Genomic DNA, 16,167 nt, shown 5'->3' on the forward strand with positions numbered 1-16,167 from the left:
GCCGAATTACTTCGGCTCGTCCATCATCTTCGGAACTTCGAAGGTGCCGGCCTTGATCTCAGCCCGCTTGGCTTCCATCGCAGCCTCCGCATCGGCGGGTGCCACGCCCTTGACGAAGACGATATCGCTGCCGCCTTCCTTCATCAGGCCATAGGACGTGTAGTTCCTGCCGACCGGCTTTCCGGCAGCGACATCGGCGATCGCAGCGTCCAGGATCGGCCGGAAATACCACATGGCGTTGGCAAACACCGTATCCGGATAACGTGGCGTATAGTCGATCAGCGAGCCGACCGACTTGATGCCGCGCTCCTTGGCGGCATCGGCGGTGCCGATGCGCTCGCCGAACAGGATGTCGGCGCCGGCGTCGATCTGGGCAAGACCGGCTTCGCGAGCCTTCGGCGGATCGAAGAAGGTGCCGATGAACGAGACGAGGTGCTTCGCGTCCGGATTGACCGCCTTGACGCCGGCCGCGAAGGCATTGATCAGCATGTTGACCTCGGGGATCGGAATGGCGCCGACCGAACCGACGACATTCGACTTGGTCATCTTGCCCGCCAGCATGCCGGCAAGATAGGCGCCGTCATGGTTCCAGGTACCGAAGACGCCGAAATTGTCGCCGGCCTGCTCGCCGCTCGAACCCAGGACAAAAGCGGTATCGGGGTAGTCGGCCGCGACCTGCCGGGCCTCTTTCTCCACCGCATAGGCCTCGCCGATAATCAGCTTGTTGCCCTGTTCTGCATATTCACGCATGGCGCGGGGATAATCGGTGCCGGAGACGCCTTCGGAGAAGACATATTCGATGACGCCTTCCTTGGCCGCGTCCTGCAGCGCCTTGTGCAGACAGGAGTTCCAGGCATTTTCAACCGGCGACGCATGAATGCCGGCAACCTTCAGCGGCGCGGCGGCTCTTGCCAGCGGGGCAAAGCCGCTGACCCCAAGCGCAATGCCGGACGCGATCACTGCCCGGCGTGAAATCAGGATATCTTTGGTCATTGATTGTTCCCCTTTTTTACCATTTGGTTCAAAAATCATAGTAGCGCCTAAAAATGTGTCAAGCAGCGAATGGGCTTAAAAATCAGGCTGTTCAATCTGTTGCGCCTTGTGTTTTGCAGCCAATTTTTCCGAACCTGTGTGTCGTCGCGGCTTGGCGCGACGACATTGGCAGGATATGCAAGGAGGATAGGGGTTGGGGAAAATGAAAATGGGGGAAGATGAGGACGCTTCGCGGCGACCGATCGCGAGCCGATCGTCGTCCTGGGCGATCGGCACCAGCGCATGGCTGGCGCGCACCGGCGTCACGCCGAACGGCATTTCGCTACTGTCGACCCTATTTGCCGGTATCGGCGCAGCGCTTATCCTGCTTACATCACATCCGATTGCGATGGTCTGTGCGGCGATCTCGGTGCAACTGCGGCTCGTCTGTAATCTGCTGGACGGGATGGTCGCGATCGAAGGCGGCAAGAAAACCAAGAGCGGACCGCTCTATAATGAATTTCCCGATCGGATCGCCGACAGTCTGCTTCTTGTCGCGGCCGGCTATGCCTGCGGCTTTGCCTGGCTCGGCTGGTTAGCTGCGCTGCTTGCTGCACTCACCGCCTATATCAGGGTCTTCGGAGGAGCGGTCGGTCTTCCCCAAGACTTCAGCGGCATCATGGCCAAACAGCGCCGCATGGCGGTACTGACCGCGGGCCTCGTTGCCCAGAGTATCGAGACGCTGATATCCGCCAGCAATTGGTCGCTGATCCTCGCGTCGGCGATCATCGCGGCCGGAAGCCTCATCACCTGCATCACACGCACGATAACGCTTGCCCGTTCGCTGGAGAGACCATGATCGCGCTCGTCCGTCGCCTTCTCGTGCTGTTCGTCCGTATTCTGGTCGGCGCCCGAAGCGAATGGCGAGGCTGCACGCCCGATCCCCGCCGCCGCATCTATTTCGCCAATCACAACAGCCATGTCGATACCGTCGCCGTCATGGCTGCCCTGCCGTGGCCTGTGCGCCGGCTGACCCATCCGGTCGCCGCACGAGATTATTGGGGAACCAATGCCTTTCGCCGGTTCATAGCGGAGAAGTGCCTGCGCGCCGTCCTGATAGACCGCAAACCTCTGCCCGACAGCAATCCGCTGGAACCTCTCGAGCGCCTGCTCGAGGAAGGCCGTTCGATCCTGATTTTTCCTGAGGGAACGAGAAGCGCCACCGATGAGGTCGCCCCGTTCCGCAGCGGCATCTATCGCCTCGCCTGCCGTTTTCCGGATGTCGATCTCGTGCCGATCCATCTCGATAATCTTCAGCGCATCCTGCCGAAGGGAAGCATGCTGATCGTCCCGATCACCTGCACGGCGCGCTTCGGCAAGCCGCTCCGCGTCGAACCGGGCGAGGAAAAGACCGAATTCCTGGCCCGCGCCCGTGCCGCGGTCATTGAGCTCGCGGACGGGGGGCGCATTGCATGACCAGCATTTTCTCCATCGTACTGGCCGCCATCCTCGGCCTGCTTGCCGTCGCCTCCGCGGTCGGTTTCATTCTGCAGCGGCGCGCAACCGAGCCCGGCTCCGTCGCCACCGTCCAAAATCTCAACGCCCGTATCCGCTCCTGGTGGATCATGGTCGCAGTGTTCGGCGGCGCAATCCTGCTCGGCGACACGGCGACCGTCATCCTGTTCGCATTCCTATCCTTTATGGCGCTTCGCGAATTCTGGACCCTGACACCATCGCGGCGCGGCGATCATCTGGCGCTTTTCCTGTCCTTCTTCGTCGTCTTGCCGCTGCATTACGTACTGCTCGGAACGGAGTGGTACGGCCTCTTTGCGATCTTCATCCCGGTCTATGCATTCCTGATCCTGCCGGCGGTGGCGACCTTGACGGGTGACGTCAACGAATTCCTCGCTCGCAGCGCCAGGGTGCAATGGGGATTGATGCTGACGGTCTATTCGATCAGCCACGCTCCCGCGCTCCTCATGCTCGAGACCGGCACACCGTCGGCACTTCTTCTCGTCTATCTGGTCGTAGTCGTGCAGCTCAGCGACGTCTTCCAGTATGTCTGGGGCAAGCTCCTCGGAAAGCACCGTTTCTCGCCGAATATCAGCCCGTCGAAGACGATCGAAGGGCTGGTTGGAGGCGGCGCCTCGGCCATCCTTGTGGGAACGTTGCTTTATCGCCTGACGCCGTTCTCTCCGCTGCAGGCCGCAGCGATCAGCACGGTCATCGTCGTCGCGGGCTTCTTCGGCGGCTTCGTGCTCTCGGCCATCAAGCGCGATCTCAATGCCAAGGACTGGGGCTATGTGATCGAGGGCCATGGCGGCGTGCTCGACCGCTTGGATTCCATCACCTTCGCAGCGCCGCTGTTCTTCCACATCGTCCGCTATTGGTTCACCACGTAGAAGCTGGTTTTGGCTAAAGCCGGTCGATCTCCTCGAGGCTCTCGAACAGCCGGTGCTGAACATCCCGCTCCTGCTTGCTGATGGCGGTCATCAGCTTGCCCATCGTTCCCCGCAGGCCGTGCAACTCGTCGACCAGCTCCATGACGATATCGACGCCGGCTTCGTTGACACCCATGTTTCCCATGAGGTCCAGGATGAGCCGGGCGCGTGCGACATCGGCGTCGCGAAATTGCCGTTGGCCGCCTGACGTCTCCGGGATCAGCCAACCCTCTTCGACCCAGAGGTCAAGCTGGACGATGTCGATTTTCAAGTAAAGACGGAATTCGAGATCATCCATGATCAAGCCTCCATGTTCTTTCTCGGATCGTAGGAGTTTGCTGTTGCCCATTCCTTCATGAAGGCCGTCAGCCGTTCATCCGGGGCGTCGGGCAGCACTATCTTCAGCGAAATGTAGACGTCACCGCGTTCGCCGCCGCGTTTTGCAACACCCTTGCCCTTGAGACGAAGGACCTTGCCGCTGTTCGAATGAGGCGGCAGCGTCAGATTGACTGCTCCGGACGGCGTCGGCACACGAACCTTGCCACCGAGCACGGCCTCGCTGAGGGAGATCGGCAGTTCCAGGCGGATATCGTCACCGTCTCGCGTGAAGAAACGGTGCGGGCGGACACGGATTTCGATCAGGGCATCGCCCGCCGGTCCGCCTCCGATGCCAGGCTCGCCCTTGCCGCGCAGCCGCAAGGTCTGGCCGTCGCGCGTCCCCGGCGGGATCTGCACGTCAAGCGCCGGACCATTCGGCAGCTTGACTTCCGTCCTGGTGCCGTTGGCGGCCTCGAGAAAATCGACCTCCATGGAGAACTGGCGGTCCCGGCCACGACCATGGTTCTGGCCGCCTCCCGCCCGGCGCGAAAAGAAGTTGGCAAAGATATCGTCGGCATCGCCGAAATCGGCAAAGCCGGCACTGTTGTGATAGGGATCGCCAGGGCCGCTCTTTGAAGCATAGTCGCGGTAATAATTGCGCTGCGCCCGCTCGGCGCCTGTTATATCGATCTCGCCGCGATCGAAGCGTCCGCGTTTTTCCTCGTCGCTCAAGATCTCGTAGGCGGTTGAAATTTCCTTGAACCGTTCCTCGGCCTTTTTGTCGCCGGGGTTGAGGTCGGGGTGAAGTTTCTTGGCGAGCTTGCGGAACGCGCTTTGAATATCCTTTTGCGTCGCATCCCGCTTTACGCCCAGAAGCTCATATGGATCCTGGCTCATGCATATCTCCGGTCAGGCAGCGAATACTGCTGGTTGGCTTGGGGATGATATAGGTTGTCGGGCCGCCGCCGGGGAGGGGAGGCCGGTCGGTCTGATCGACTTCATCAATCCGCAGCGGAACTAAAACAACGCCGCGTCTTCCACTTGAGGCGCCGAGCCTTCATGCGCGGGATCGGGTCGCCGATCGATGAGAACCGAGCACCCGGCGTGGCGCACGACCTTGTCGACGATCGAGGAGAAGACATAGTCGGTGATATCCGTCACATGGGATGAAAGCAGGATGAGATCGGCCGATTTCTGCCTTGCGACGGAGACGAGCACGGAGGCGGCAACGCCGATACGAACCTCGATCGTTGCCGGAACTCCCATCTCTTTACAAAGCGATGCAAGTTTCTTTTCGGCGTCGACGATCGCGGTCGTTTCGAATTCTTCGGGAAGCTCCGTCAGGTGACTGTGGGGGATACTCTCGATGACGTGCATGACGACGAGGCTTCCGCCTTCATCCACCAGCGCAGCAGCCCGACGCAAAAGGCGGCTTGCCGTTTCCCGGGAGCCCATGCCGATGCCGCAGATGATCGTTCGATACATTGAAATCCAAATCCTCGAATGCGAATGATAACACCGATCATACCGGTGTCGACCATCCCGGCATTGACGAATATCAAGAAAAAGCGCCGCAACGGCAGCGCGCATGAAACGGCCAGCTGCTTGTGAACGAACCTCCGGCTGAATCGTCGCAGTTGACGGCATGGCCATCAGCAACATTTCTAACCCGATGTCGTCACTGATTGAGGTTCATATGCCGAATTTTGCGATTATCGGATCGGGTGCGATGGGAAGTGCTGTCGCCAAACGGCTGGTCGACCACGACGCCACGGTGCTGACTTACCTCGAGGGCAGGAGCGAGCAGACGATTGCGCGGGCAAAGGCAGCCGGCATGGTGCCGGTCGGCCGCCAGGAGCTGACGAAGGCCGAGCTGATCCTGTCGATCGTTCCGCCATCGGAGGCGATCAAGGTCGCCGACCTCGTCGCTGACATATCGTCGGGGATGCCGGCCCCGCCGCCCTTCGTCGACCTTAACGCAATTGCGCCGAAAACGATGCAGGCGTTGGCGGCACGCTTCGAAAGCAGCGGCGTCGAAGTGCTTGACGGTGCGATCATCGGCGGGCCGCCGGTCCCCGGCAAATCAGGTCCGACCATCTATATCAGCGGCGATACCGCGGAGCGGAGCCGGCTGCTCGAGGATTGCGGCCTGCGGATCCGCAGGCTCGACGGACCGCTCGGCGCCGCCTCGGCCCTGAAGATGTGTTATGCCGGCATCAACAAGGGATTTACCGGCCTCGGCACCGCCATGCTGCTTGCCGCATCGCGTTCGGGTGCTGCCGAAAGCCTGAAAGCCGAACTCTCCGAAAGCCTTCCGGACGTCGATCGCAAGCTGTCGAGATCCATTCCCGACATGTACCCGAAGGCCTATCGATGGGTCGCCGAAATGCAGGAGATTGCCGATTTCCTTGGAGACGATGATCCGGCGGCGACCATCTTCCGCGGCATGGCGGACCTCTTTACCAGGATGGCTGGCGACGTGGAGGGCAGCCGCGTGCTCGTCGGACAGCTGGACGAGATCATCGCTTCCTCGGGAACTGAAAACTGATCGCAATGGTCAAGCAATAGTCGTAGCAACCGAATATGAGAGATGGAGCCATGGGCTTTCCAACACTCTGACGATTGTGTGAACCTTCTCCGACACCTCTGACAAAACCTCATCGCCTCTGCTATGTCAGGAAAAATGCGGCGGCCCCAACCGGCGTCGCGCTCTGTCCGATCAATGCCAGGAGTTTGAAAGATGAGCGGTTCTCCCGATTATACACCCCCGAAGGTCTGGACCTGGAACAAGGCGAATGGCGGCCAATTCGCCAGTATCAACCGCCCGATATCAGGGCCGACGCATGACAAGGAGCTTCCGGTCGGTCGCCATCCGCTGCAGCTCTATTCGCTCGGCACCCCGAACGGCCAGAAGGTCACTATCATGCTCGAGGAGCTGCTGGCCCTTGGCCATGAAGGTGCCGAGTATGACGCCTGGCTGATCAAGATCGGCGATGGCGACCAGTTCGGCAGCGGTTTCGTCGCGGTCAATCCCAATTCCAAGATACCGGCGCTGATGGACCGCAGCGGGCCAAAGCCGATCCGTGTCTTCGAATCCGGCGCCATCCTGACCTATCTCGCTGAAAAGTTCGACGCCTTCCTGCCGACTGAACCGGCCGCCCGCGCCGAATGCCTGTCATGGCTATTCTGGCAGATGGGTAGCGCCCCCTATCTCGGCGGCGGCTTCGGCCATTTCTACGCCTATGCGCCGACGAAGATCGAATATGCGATCGACCGCTTCGCCATGGAGGTGAAGCGTCAGCTCGACGTGCTCGATCGTCGCCTTGCCGAAAGCGAGTATCTGGCAGGCAGCGATTATACGATCGCCGATATTGCCGTCTGGCCCTGGTATGGCGGGTTGGTGAAGGGCTGGACCTACGGTGCAGCCGAGTTTCTGCAGGTCGAGGACTATACGAACGTGCTGCGCTGGGCCGACACCATCCACAGCCGGCCGGCCGTGCAACGCGGCCGGATGGTCAACCGCCTCTCCGGTGAGCCCTCGAGCCAGTTGCATGAGCGCCACGACGCCAGCGACTTCGACACCAGGACGCAGGACAAGCTCGCGGCCGCCGAGTAAGCAAGCGGCCCCAGCCACGTGTCGCAGCAACAAATGATGTTCCGCCGCCTTTACGGCGGCGGAAAATCTGAATGCTGTCAGAACTCAGTTCTTGACCGTATCTTCCAGGAAGAACCGGCCGAGCGGGTTCTGGTAGAAGTTCTCGATATTCTTGCGTGAGACGTTGATATAGGGGCTGTAATAGAGGTCGATCCAGTTGACGTCGTCCTTGGCCATCTTCTGCAGATCGACATACATCTGTTCGCGCTTCTTCGGGTCGAGCTCGAGGCGCGCCTTGGCAACCAGTTCCTTCACCGCCTCGCTCTTGTAATTGGTCGAGTAGTTGTTGTTGGAATCGTGGCCGAGGACGAAGGTGGTCTTCTGGTCCGGATCGAGAATGTCGTTGGTCCAGTAGTTGACCGAGATGTCGTAGTCGCCGGCAACGATCATGTCCCATTCCTGGCTTGGGTCGACCTTCTGCAGATTGGCGGTGATGCCGGCCTTCTGCAACTGCTGCTGGACCAGCACCGCCGTCTGTTCATCGACTTCGTCGCCGGCGCGGACCAGATAATTCAGCGTCAAGTCCGAGGCGCCGGCGGCTGCCAGCAGCTCCTTTGCCTTTGCGGGATCATAAGGCCGCTGCAGATTGTCGGCATAATAATAGAGCGCGCCCTTGGGAATGTAGGAGTTGGCGACCGTGCCCTGGCCGAAGGTGACGGTATCGACGATCGCCTTCTTGTCGATCGCCAGGTCGAGCGCCTGGCGGACTTCCTTCTTGCCGAGCGCGCCATGCGCATGGTTGATCAGCAGATGGTCCTCGCGGGTCGAAGCGTCGATATCGACGTTGAGGTTCGGGTCCTTCTTCAACTCCTCGACGCGGGAGAAGGGCACGAAGATCGCCGTATCCAGCTCACCCGCCTGGACGTTCAGCATGCGGGTATTGTCGTCAGGCACCGAGATCCACTCGACACCGTCGAGCTTCACCCGGTCCGCCTGCCAGAAATTCGGGTTCTTCTTGAGAATGACGCGGTCGCCGCGCCGCCATTCGTCGACGGTGAAAGCGCCGGATGCGATCGGCTTTTCGCCATAGGCATCGGGACCAAGCGATTCCATGCCCTTCTTGGAGATGACGGAGGCATTCGGCAGCGCCAGCGTCGAAAGGAACGGCGCGGACGGGTTCTTGAGCTTGATCGTCAGCGTGTGCGCGTCAGTCGCCACCGCCGTGTCGATCACCTTGTAGGAATCGCTCCAGAGCGAGGCCGCGTCATCGCGGATGCGCAGCAGGCTGTAGGCCGCGTCTTCCGCCGTCAGCGGCGAACCGTCGGAAAATTTCGCGTCGCGGATCTTGAACGTGTAGGTCAGCCCGTCATCCGAGGTGGTCCAGCTTTCGGCAAGGCCCGGCTCCAGTTTCGTGCCTGTCTTGTCGACGCGGATCAACACGTCGTAGACGTTGGAGAACACCCAGTTGTCGATGTTCTGCGCTGTTTTGATCGGATCGAATGTCGTCGAATCCTCGCGGCGGCCGATGGTGAGTACACCGGCGGCCTCCGCATAGCTTGCACTGAGCGTCAGACCGGCGAGCAAGGCTGCAAGCCCGATTGATTTCCACCTGTTTGTCATGAGTTCGTTCCCTTCGTTGTTATGGCATGCGTTTGATGGGCTGGATCGGCTTCGAATGCGGATCGTCCTTGCCGTCGGCGTCTTGAAGCAGCCGCTTGTCAGGATCGATGTCGGGAATGGCGGCAATCAGCGCCGCCGTATAGGGATGCTTCGGCCGCGCGAAGACCTCTTCGGAGCGACCTTCCTCGACGATCTCGCCGCGATACATCACGACGACCCGTTCGCAGAGATTGCGCACGATCGCGAGATCATGGGCGATGAAGATCAGCGTGAGATTCATCTTCGCCGTTAGCTCGCGGAAGAGCTCGATGATCTGCGCCTGGATGGTGACGTCGAGGGCGGCCACGCATTCGTCGGCGATGATCATCTTCGGATCGACGGCGAGGGCCCGGGCGATGCCGGCGCGCTGGCACTGGCCGCCGCTCATGCTGCGCGGTTTGCGGCCGGCGAATTCGCGTTCGAGGCCGACGAGATCGAGCAGTTCGCGAATCCGCGCCGGGATATCGGCCTTGGCGACCTTGCCCTGCACCTTCAGCACCTCGGCCAGCATCTGCCCGATCGTCAGCCGCGGATTAAGCGCATTGTAGGGGTCTTGGAAGACCATCGCCGTCTCGCGCCTCAGCTTTGCCAGGCCCGCGCTTTTCTGCAGCGCCAGATCGATACCGTCGAAAGTGACGTGGCCCGAGGAAAGCGGGGTGAGGCCGAGCACGGCGCGGGCAAGCGTGCTCTTGCCGCTGCCGGACTCGCCGACGATGCCGACCGTCTCGCCCGGCATGATCTGCAGGCTGACGCCGGCAACGGCGCTGACCATCTTGGCACCGCCCCTGAGCAGCGCACCGCCCGCTCTGAAGCGCACATGGAGATCATCGATTTCGAGCAACGGTCTCGCCGGGTTGCTGGCTTCGGCAAGCTCGGGTAACGGCGCTGATATCGCGCTCGGCAGGGAAGGGTGGCTGTTGATCAGGTTGATCGTATAGGGATGCTGCGGCCGCGCGAGGATCGTCCGCTTCGGCCCCTCTTCGAGCAGTTTGCCACCGCGCAGCACGGCGATGCGGTCGCAGGTCTGGGCGACGATACCGAGATCGTGGGTGATCAGAATGATCGACAGGCCGCGCCGGTCGCGAATGTCAATCAACAGCCGCAGGATCTGCGCCTGAATGGTCACGTCGAGTGCCGTCGTCGGCTCGTCGGCGATCAGGATCGTCGGATTGCAGGACAGCGCCACGCCGATCATCGCCCGCTGCCGCATGCCGCCGGAAAATTCGTGCGGATAGCTATCGTACTGGCGCTTCGGATCGGGGAAGCCGACTTGCGCCAGGATTTCCGTCGCCGCGACGCGGGCCTCCCGGGTGTTGAGGCCCTGGTGATAGCGGATGCCCTCGGCGATCTGATCGCCGATCCGCATCACCGGGTCGAGATGGCTGGTCGGGTTCTGGAAGATCATGCCGATCTCGCCGCCGCGCACTTTCAGCATCTCGCCATCGTCGACCCGCATGAGGTCGCGCCCTTCGAGCAGCACGCTACCGCTTTCGATCTTCAGCAGCGAGGAGGGCAGCAGGCGCACCAGGGAACGGCAGAACAGGCTCTTGCCCGAGCCGCTCTCACCGACGAGACCGAGGATCTCGCCCTTGCCGAGGTCGAGCGAGACCGCATCGAGCAGCGTGCGCGGGCCGAAATCGCCATGAGCCCTGACTGTGAGATCACGGACGGACAGCACGGAGCCGCTCATTCGTGCACCCCCAGCAGTTCACCGAGCGCGTCGCCCAGCATGCTGAAACCGAAGGCGAGGCAGACGATGGAGAGACCGGGAAACAGCGTGATCCACCATGCGGTGGTGATGAAGCTCTGTCCTTCCGCGACCATGACACCCCATTCGGCGATCGGCGGCTGGACGCCAAGGCCGAGATAGCTGACAGCAGCACCGCTGAGCAGCACCAGCGTCGCATCTGACATCGAAAAGACAATCGAGCCGGCGATCGCGTTCGGCAGCAGGTGGCGGAACATGATGCGGGGGCGGCTAAAGCCGAGGCTGACGGCAGCAACGGCATAGTCGCTGCCCTTCAGCACCAGCATCTGCGCCCGGATCAGCCGCGCATAGGAAACCCAGCCGACCAGCGCCATGGCGATATAGAAACTGCCGAGGCCTGGGCCGAGGATCGCGATGATCGACAGCATCAGCACGAGGAAGGGGAAGGCGAGGATGATATCGACGAGGCGCATGAACAGCGCATCGACGATCCCACCGAAAAAGCCGGCGATCGTGCCGACTGTTGTGCCGATCACGAAGGGGAAGATGACGCCGATCAGCGCCATCTGCAGGTCGAGGCGCGCGCCCCAGATAACGCGGGAGAGAATATCGCGGCCGAAATTGTCAGTGCCGAAGGGGTGCAACAGTGAAGGCGCCTGCAGGCGCACCTCGGCATTCTGCATGATCGGGTCGTAGGGCGCGATGATGGGCGCACCGATCGCCAGCAGGACGAAGAACAGCAGCAAGCCGGCACCGACGGCAAGCATCAGCCGCCGGCCGAAGAACCGGCGCCAGCCGAGAGATGCGGGGGCGATCGCCTCGATGCTCATAGCTTCACCCTCGGATCGACGGCGACGGTGACGATGTCGGCGATGAAGTTGATAAGCACGGTGGCGCAGGCAAAGACCATGGCGACGCCCTGGACCACCATGTAGTCACGCGAGAAGATCGCCCGGACCAGCAGCTGCCCCATGCCGGGCAGCGCAAAGACGCTCTCGACCACCACCGTACCGCCGATCAGCCAGCCGATGTTGACGGCGAGCAGGTTGATCGTCGGCACCAGTGAATTCGGCAGTACATGCCGCCAGAAGACGATACCTTCGGGCATGCCGCGGGCGCGCGCCGCCGTCGCAACATCCGATTTCAGCTGGTCGATCATCGCCGCCCTCAGGCTGCGCGTCAGCACGGTCGAAAGCGACAGCGCGACGGTCAGGCTCGGCAGCACCAGATGCGACAGCTTATCGCCGATTGTCGCACCATAGCCCGAGACCGGCAGCACACCGAGTTCGACGCTGAACAGGATGATCAGCATCAAACCCAGCCAGAAGGGCGGAAAGCCGATGCCGAAGGTCGAGACGATGCGCACCGCATGATCCGGCGCCCGGCCGGCATTACGTGCGGCGATTGCGGCCATCGGCACCGCGATCAGGACCGAAAGCACGACGCTGGAGACGACGAGCGCGAGTGTCGGCTCGATACGGGTGACGATTAGCTTCAGCACGTCGATCTTGTAGAGGATCGACTTGCCCATCTCGCCGTTGGCGAGGTTCTTGAGGAAATAGACATATTGCAGCCACATCGGCTGGTCGAGGCCGTACTGGGCTCGAATGCTGGCCAGCGCTGCCGGCGTCGCGCGCGTCCCGAGGATATTGCGCGCCGGATCGCCGGGGATTAGCCGGACCAGAATGAAAGTGATGACGCTGATACCGAAGATGACGGGCAGGAACTGCAGCGGTCGCGTCAGAACGAATTTATAGCGATGCATGACGGCGATCGCCCCCTTGTCTTCGTCGGGTTCGGTCCGCTCCCTCTTGCATCAGCCTGCCTCGTGCCGGTCGAGAAAATCGAGAAGCGCCGGATAATAATCCTGCGGGTTCTCATAGAACGGCATATGGCTGGCATTGGCAAATACCTTGAGCTCGGCATTCGGCAGCGCAAGCTTCATCCTGAGCGCACAGGCCGGCGTCAGCTCGTCATGCTCTCCCGTCGTGATGAGCACGGGCAGGGTCAGCCGCGGCAGATCGGGGATGCGGTTCCAGTCCTTGAGGTTGCCGATATAGAGGAACTCGTTCGGCCCCTGCATCGTCTCATAGGGCGCCATGTTCCAATCGTCGAGCGAGCGGCGCACCGGCGCCGGCCATTCCGGCAGACGGCAGACATGGCGATAGTTGAGGATGGTGACGGCAGCGAGATATTCCGGATGATTGTAGGTGCCCTGCGCCTCGTGCTTCTGCATCATCGAGACCGTTTCGGGGCCGAGCGCTGCGCGCAGCCGTTCCAGTTCCAAGATCAGATGCGGCATGTCGGCGACGGTATCTTCGAGGATCAGTGTCTTGAGGTTCTCGGGATAGGTCAGGGCGTAATCGATCGCCAGCCAGCCGCCCCAGGAATGGCCGAGCATATGGATCTTGCCGAGCCCCAGCGCTTTACGTACCGTCTCGGTCTCCTCGACATAACGGGCGATCGTCCAGAGCGAGAGATCGTCCGGCCGGTCGGAAGCGCCGGTGCCGAGTTGGTCGAAGGCGACGACACGATAGCCCTTGTCGGTGAGACAGGAATGCGCCTCGCGCAGGTAATCGCAGGGCAGACCCGGCCCGCCGTTCAGGCAGAAAACTGTCTCGCTGCCGGTCCCGAAACTATAGGCAACGACGCAATAGCCATCCACATCGATCTCGAATCGCTCGTCTGGCCGTATTTCACGCCACATTGATCGCTCCGGCAGAAGATTTCGCTTGCTCAATATTTGGGCACGGCTAAATTTTTACCTTAAACCGCATTCTGTGCCAGCTATAAGAAGTGATAGGGTGGGCCGAAATGCCGAACCCGGGAGCCGCCCATGCTTGACGACCCCATTCTTGACGACATTGGAACGATCAGACGGCAGTTCACAGCGCATGAGACGCTGGACGGCCGGATCGACCAGGCCTTCGAGGCGATGAAGCAGATCGGCTTCGAGGCGCTGATCTACGACTATACGCCGGTGCCTTACGATCTCGACGGCGCGATCATGATACCATCGCTGCTGAAGCTGCGGAATATCTCCGACGACATGCACGACTACTGGTTCAATCGCGGCTATTTCCGTATCGATCCGGTGCAACAGGTGGCGCTGCGCACCTCCGCGCCCTTCTTCTGGAACTACGACCCGGACGCCGACACGCTGATCAACCGTTTCATGAACGACGACACCGCGCCGGTGACGCGTTATTTGAGCGAACGCGATATGTCGACCGGCGTCACCGTTCCGGTTCACATGCCACGCGGCGACTATGCGACCGTCACCGGCATCCGCTTCGGCCGGAACAAAGATTTCGAACGGCACGCACTGCGCTATATCGCCGACTTTAACCTGCTTGCCCATGTTTTCCATGAGACCGCCTATTCGCTTTTCGACACGCGGGCGAAGAGCGTCGGCACGATCCGCCTGACCGAGCGGGAACGTGAGTGCCTGCGTCATTCGGCGGAAGGTTACTCCGCCAAGGAAATTTCCCGCATCATCGACCGTTCCGTACCGACCGTCGTGATGCATCTGAACGCCGCGACAAAGAAACTCGGCGCCCGCAACCGCACCCAGGCCGTGGTGCGCGCCACCCACTACCGCCTGCTCGAAGACCGGCCGACCCATAATTGGCCACCCTATAACTTGTGATAGCTGCCTTCACCGTCGTCGCCGCGTTATGCTTTTTCTCATTGCTAAGAGATGGAGACGCCAGTGGGCGAAGTCACGACCAACGAAGCCTATCTGCCCTTTCGCGACTATCACACCTGGTATCGCGTCACCGGTTCGCTGGAGAGCGGCAAGCTACCTCTCGTCGTCGCCCACGGCGGGCCCGGCTGCACCCATGATTATGTCGATTCCTTCAAGGATATCGCCGCCTTCGACGGCCGTCCGGTCATCCATTACGACCAGCTCGGCAATGGCAACTCCACCCGACTTCCGGAAAAAGGCCCGGATTTCTGGACGGTCGGTCTGTTTCTCGAAGAGTTGGACGCGCTGCTTTCCCATCTCGGCATTCAGCATCGTTATGCCTTCCTCGGTCAGTCCTGGGGCGGCATGCTCGGTGCCGAACATGCGGTGCGCCGGCCACAAGGCCTGAAGGCGCTTGTCATCGCCAACTCGCCGGCCAACATGCACACCTGGGTTTCGGAGGCGAACCGGCTGAGGCAGGAACTGCCGAAAGAGGTGCAGGACACGCTGCTGAAGCATGAACTGGCGGGAAGCCTCACCGATCCGGAATATATCGCCGCCTCGCGCGTCTTCTATGACCGCCATGTCTGCAGGGTGGTGCCGTGGCCGCCTGAAGTGGCGCGGACCTTTGCGATCATGGACGAAGACAACACCGTCTACCGCAACATGAACGGCCCGACCGAATTTCACGTCATCGGCACGATGAAGGACTGGACGATCGAGAACAGGCTCGACCGAATCGAGGCCCCGACGCTGCTGATTTCGGGAAAATACGACGAGGCGACGCCCCTGGTGGTAAGGCCCTATCTCGAACGCGTTCCCGGCTGCGAATGGGTGCTCTTCGAAAATTCCAGCCATATGCCGCATGTCGAGGAAAAGCAGCTTTGCCTGGCGACCGTTTCCGGTTTCCTGGCACGGCACGATTGAGGAAGCGCGTTCGCCGGCTACACCATTCAAAAGTGAATGGAACGGACCGATGAACGATCAACCGCAAACAGAAAGCGCGAACGAGAAGGGGCCGTACCTGGCGCGGTCTGGAGGCGAGCTTCTGCGCATTCCGCGCGGCCGCACGCATATTTCAGGCACGCCATCATCGCCTCGGAATCAATTCGGCCGGCTGGTGCGGGCGCAATGCCGCTGTGACGGGCGGGAGCACCGCCGACTGCAGAAGCATGGCGATATCGACGTGGTGCCGGCCGGCCTTGATGGCGTCTGGGAGGACGACCACGAATGCATGATCCTGCGGCTGAAGATCAGCAAGGATCTTTTCCATCGGGCTGCGATCGACCTCGGCCGCCATCCCGTGGAGGCAATCGTGCCGCATATAATTAGAGCATGATGTCGTCCGAAAACCGCTCACACTTTTCGGCATCATGTTCTGGTCAGCCTGGGAACAGGTTAAGCCGTGATGTTCGGACCAGGCCCATTGCGCGATAATGCCCAACTCCTCGACGGCGTCATGAAAAACGAAAAGATCTATGTAACGAAGCCCAGCCTGCCGCCGCTCGAAGAATTCATTCCGTCGCTGGAAGCAATCTGGAACAATCGCATCCTGACCAATGGCGGGCCATTCCACCAGCAGCTGGAGCAGGAGCTCTGCAACCATCTCGGCGTGAAGCACATCAGCCTCTTTTCCAACGCCACGGTCGCGTTGCTGACGGCGCTTCAGGCGCTCCGCGTCACGGGCGAAGTCATCACCACGCCTTATTCCTTCGTGGCCACTTCGCATTCACTTCTCTGGAACGGCTTAAAGCCCGTCTTCGTCGACATCGATCCGGTGACGCTC

Annotated in this window: 18 protein-coding genes; 9 read left to right on the top strand and 9 right to left on the bottom strand. The window is 61.1% G+C overall.

What is annotated here, in order from left to right:
- Positions 1–6: 6 nt before the first annotated feature.
- Positions 7–993: a BMP family protein gene (locus AC1D2N_RS17650; RefSeq protein WP_018448994.1), complete on the bottom strand. Its 987-nt coding sequence runs from the start codon at positions 991–993 to the stop codon at positions 7–9.
- A gap of 208 nt (positions 994–1,201) precedes the next feature.
- On the opposite strand from AC1D2N_RS17650, the gene AC1D2N_RS17655 reads away from it, so the two are divergent.
- Genes AC1D2N_RS17655 through AC1D2N_RS17665 form a run of 3 tightly spaced genes read left to right on the top strand, consistent with a single transcriptional unit; the run spans position 1,202 to position 3,374 of the window.
- A complete protein-coding gene (locus tag AC1D2N_RS17655; RefSeq protein WP_018448995.1) occupies positions 1,202–1,831 on the top strand; it encodes a CDP-alcohol phosphatidyltransferase family protein in 630 nt (209 codons plus the stop codon).
- Positions 1,828–2,448 carry a lysophospholipid acyltransferase family protein gene (locus tag AC1D2N_RS17660; protein WP_018246952.1) on the top strand — a complete coding sequence of 207 codons (621 nt, stop codon included), beginning with the start codon at positions 1,828–1,830 and terminating at the stop codon, positions 2,446–2,448. Before AC1D2N_RS17655 ends, AC1D2N_RS17660 begins: the two co-directional genes overlap by 4 nt.
- Positions 2,445–3,374, top strand: coding sequence for a phosphatidate cytidylyltransferase (locus AC1D2N_RS17665; RefSeq protein WP_130654190.1), 930 nt, complete (start codon positions 2,445–2,447; stop codon positions 3,372–3,374). The genes AC1D2N_RS17660 and AC1D2N_RS17665 overlap by 4 nt, the downstream gene beginning before the upstream one ends.
- Positions 3,375–3,387: 13 nt before the next feature.
- On the opposite strand, the gene AC1D2N_RS17670 is transcribed toward AC1D2N_RS17665, so the two are convergent.
- From AC1D2N_RS17670 to AC1D2N_RS17680, 3 genes are all read right to left on the bottom strand, one after another.
- Positions 3,388–3,711 (bottom strand): chaperone modulator CbpM, encoded by a 324-nt coding sequence (locus AC1D2N_RS17670; protein WP_018246950.1) that lies wholly within the window; start codon positions 3,709–3,711, stop codon positions 3,388–3,390.
- Between the two features lie 2 nt (positions 3,712–3,713).
- The gene (locus tag AC1D2N_RS17675; RefSeq protein WP_130654191.1) at positions 3,714–4,628 is read right to left on the bottom strand and encodes a DnaJ C-terminal domain-containing protein; all 915 of its coding nucleotides are present in this window, start codon (positions 4,626–4,628) and stop codon (positions 3,714–3,716) included.
- Positions 4,629–4,748: 120 nt separating this feature from the next.
- Complete coding sequence (locus AC1D2N_RS17680) at positions 4,749–5,216, bottom strand: universal stress protein (RefSeq protein WP_130654192.1); 468 nt, start codon at positions 5,214–5,216, stop codon at positions 4,749–4,751.
- A gap of 160 nt (positions 5,217–5,376) precedes the next feature.
- Between AC1D2N_RS17680 and AC1D2N_RS17685 the strand changes: the two genes are divergently transcribed.
- Both AC1D2N_RS17685 and yghU read left to right on the top strand, forming a co-directional pair.
- Complete coding sequence (locus AC1D2N_RS17685; protein ID WP_130654193.1) at positions 5,377–6,279, top strand: NAD(P)-dependent oxidoreductase; 903 nt, start codon at positions 5,377–5,379, stop codon at positions 6,277–6,279.
- A gap of 192 nt (positions 6,280–6,471) precedes the next feature.
- Positions 6,472–7,347 carry a glutathione-dependent disulfide-bond oxidoreductase gene (yghU, locus tag AC1D2N_RS17690; RefSeq protein WP_130654194.1) on the top strand — a complete coding sequence of 292 codons (876 nt, stop codon included), beginning with the start codon at positions 6,472–6,474 and terminating at the stop codon, positions 7,345–7,347.
- An 84-nt stretch (positions 7,348–7,431) separates the two neighbouring features.
- On the opposite strand, the gene AC1D2N_RS17695 is transcribed toward yghU, so the two are convergent.
- From AC1D2N_RS17695 to AC1D2N_RS17715, 5 genes are read right to left on the bottom strand one after another with little or no spacing between them, the layout of a single operon-like run.
- Positions 7,432–8,946, bottom strand: coding sequence for an ABC transporter substrate-binding protein (locus tag AC1D2N_RS17695; RefSeq protein WP_130654195.1), 1,515 nt, complete (start codon positions 8,944–8,946; stop codon positions 7,432–7,434).
- A gap of 19 nt (positions 8,947–8,965) precedes the next feature.
- Positions 8,966–10,675, bottom strand: a complete 1,710-nt coding sequence (locus AC1D2N_RS17700; RefSeq protein ID WP_130654196.1) for a dipeptide ABC transporter ATP-binding protein — start codon at positions 10,673–10,675, stop codon at positions 8,966–8,968.
- A complete protein-coding gene (locus AC1D2N_RS17705) occupies positions 10,672–11,523 on the bottom strand; it encodes an ABC transporter permease (RefSeq protein WP_105010209.1) in 852 nt (283 codons plus the stop codon). Before AC1D2N_RS17705 ends, AC1D2N_RS17700 begins: the two co-directional genes overlap by 4 nt.
- Positions 11,520–12,458 carry an ABC transporter permease gene (locus AC1D2N_RS17710; protein WP_130654197.1) on the bottom strand — a complete coding sequence of 313 codons (939 nt, stop codon included), beginning with the start codon at positions 12,456–12,458 and terminating at the stop codon, positions 11,520–11,522. Before AC1D2N_RS17710 ends, AC1D2N_RS17705 begins: the two co-directional genes overlap by 4 nt.
- A 51-nt stretch (positions 12,459–12,509) precedes the next feature.
- On the bottom strand, positions 12,510–13,400 hold the full coding sequence (locus AC1D2N_RS17715) for a proline iminopeptidase-family hydrolase (protein ID WP_130654198.1): 891 nt from the start codon (positions 13,398–13,400) through the stop codon (positions 12,510–12,512).
- 129 nt (positions 13,401–13,529) lie between these two features.
- Here AC1D2N_RS17715 and AC1D2N_RS17720 point away from each other — a divergent pair, with 129 nt between their 5' ends.
- The 4 genes from AC1D2N_RS17720 to AC1D2N_RS17735 form a co-directional block, all read left to right on the top strand.
- Positions 13,530–14,342 carry a helix-turn-helix transcriptional regulator gene (locus AC1D2N_RS17720; protein WP_018246939.1) on the top strand — a complete coding sequence of 271 codons (813 nt, stop codon included), beginning with the start codon at positions 13,530–13,532 and terminating at the stop codon, positions 14,340–14,342.
- A gap of 63 nt (positions 14,343–14,405) precedes the next feature.
- The gene (locus tag AC1D2N_RS17725) at positions 14,406–15,308 is read left to right on the top strand and encodes a proline iminopeptidase-family hydrolase (RefSeq protein ID WP_477981697.1); all 903 of its coding nucleotides are present in this window, start codon (positions 14,406–14,408) and stop codon (positions 15,306–15,308) included.
- A 49-nt stretch (positions 15,309–15,357) separates the two neighbouring features.
- Complete coding sequence (locus AC1D2N_RS17730) at positions 15,358–15,720, top strand: hypothetical protein (protein WP_477981699.1); 363 nt, start codon at positions 15,358–15,360, stop codon at positions 15,718–15,720.
- Between the two features lie 120 nt (positions 15,721–15,840).
- The coding region (locus AC1D2N_RS17735) for a DegT/DnrJ/EryC1/StrS family aminotransferase (protein ID WP_477981701.1) at positions 15,841–16,167 on the top strand (327 nt) is incomplete at its 3' end.

The sequence above is a fragment of the Rhizobium sp. P1_B8 genome (assembly GCF_056406515.1).

Bases quoted from the DNA above. Each gene is read 5' to 3' on its own strand.
- AC1D2N_RS17730 (WP_477981699.1), top strand. From the start codon at position 15,358: ATGAACGATCAACCGCAAACAGAAAGCGCGAACGAGAAGGGGCCGTAC.
- AC1D2N_RS17705 (WP_105010209.1), bottom strand. From the start codon at position 11,523: ATGAGCATCGAGGCGATCGCCCCCGCATCTCTCGGCTGGCGCCGGTTC.
- AC1D2N_RS17710 (WP_130654197.1), bottom strand. From the start codon at position 12,458: ATGCATCGCTATAAATTCGTTCTGACGCGACCGCTGCAGTTCCTGCCC.
- AC1D2N_RS17715 (WP_130654198.1), bottom strand. From the start codon at position 13,400: ATGTGGCGTGAAATACGGCCAGACGAGCGATTCGAGATCGATGTGGAT.
- AC1D2N_RS17650 (WP_018448994.1), bottom strand. From the start codon at position 993: ATGACCAAAGATATCCTGATTTCACGCCGGGCAGTGATCGCGTCCGGC.
- AC1D2N_RS17720 (WP_018246939.1), top strand. From the start codon at position 13,530: ATGCTTGACGACCCCATTCTTGACGACATTGGAACGATCAGACGGCAG.
- AC1D2N_RS17670 (WP_018246950.1), bottom strand. From the start codon at position 3,711: ATGGATGATCTCGAATTCCGTCTTTACTTGAAAATCGACATCGTCCAG.
- AC1D2N_RS17680 (WP_130654192.1), bottom strand. From the start codon at position 5,216: ATGTATCGAACGATCATCTGCGGCATCGGCATGGGCTCCCGGGAAACG.
- AC1D2N_RS17665 (WP_130654190.1), top strand. From the start codon at position 2,445: ATGACCAGCATTTTCTCCATCGTACTGGCCGCCATCCTCGGCCTGCTT.
- AC1D2N_RS17655 (WP_018448995.1), top strand. From the start codon at position 1,202: ATGGGGGAAGATGAGGACGCTTCGCGGCGACCGATCGCGAGCCGATCG.
- AC1D2N_RS17700 (WP_130654196.1), bottom strand. From the start codon at position 10,675: ATGAGCGGCTCCGTGCTGTCCGTCCGTGATCTCACAGTCAGGGCTCAT.
- yghU (WP_130654194.1), top strand. From the start codon at position 6,472: ATGAGCGGTTCTCCCGATTATACACCCCCGAAGGTCTGGACCTGGAAC.
- AC1D2N_RS17695 (WP_130654195.1), bottom strand. From the start codon at position 8,946: ATGACAAACAGGTGGAAATCAATCGGGCTTGCAGCCTTGCTCGCCGGT.
- AC1D2N_RS17660 (WP_018246952.1), top strand. From the start codon at position 1,828: ATGATCGCGCTCGTCCGTCGCCTTCTCGTGCTGTTCGTCCGTATTCTG.
- AC1D2N_RS17685 (WP_130654193.1), top strand. From the start codon at position 5,377: ATGGCCATCAGCAACATTTCTAACCCGATGTCGTCACTGATTGAGGTT.
- AC1D2N_RS17675 (WP_130654191.1), bottom strand. From the start codon at position 4,628: ATGAGCCAGGATCCATATGAGCTTCTGGGCGTAAAGCGGGATGCGACG.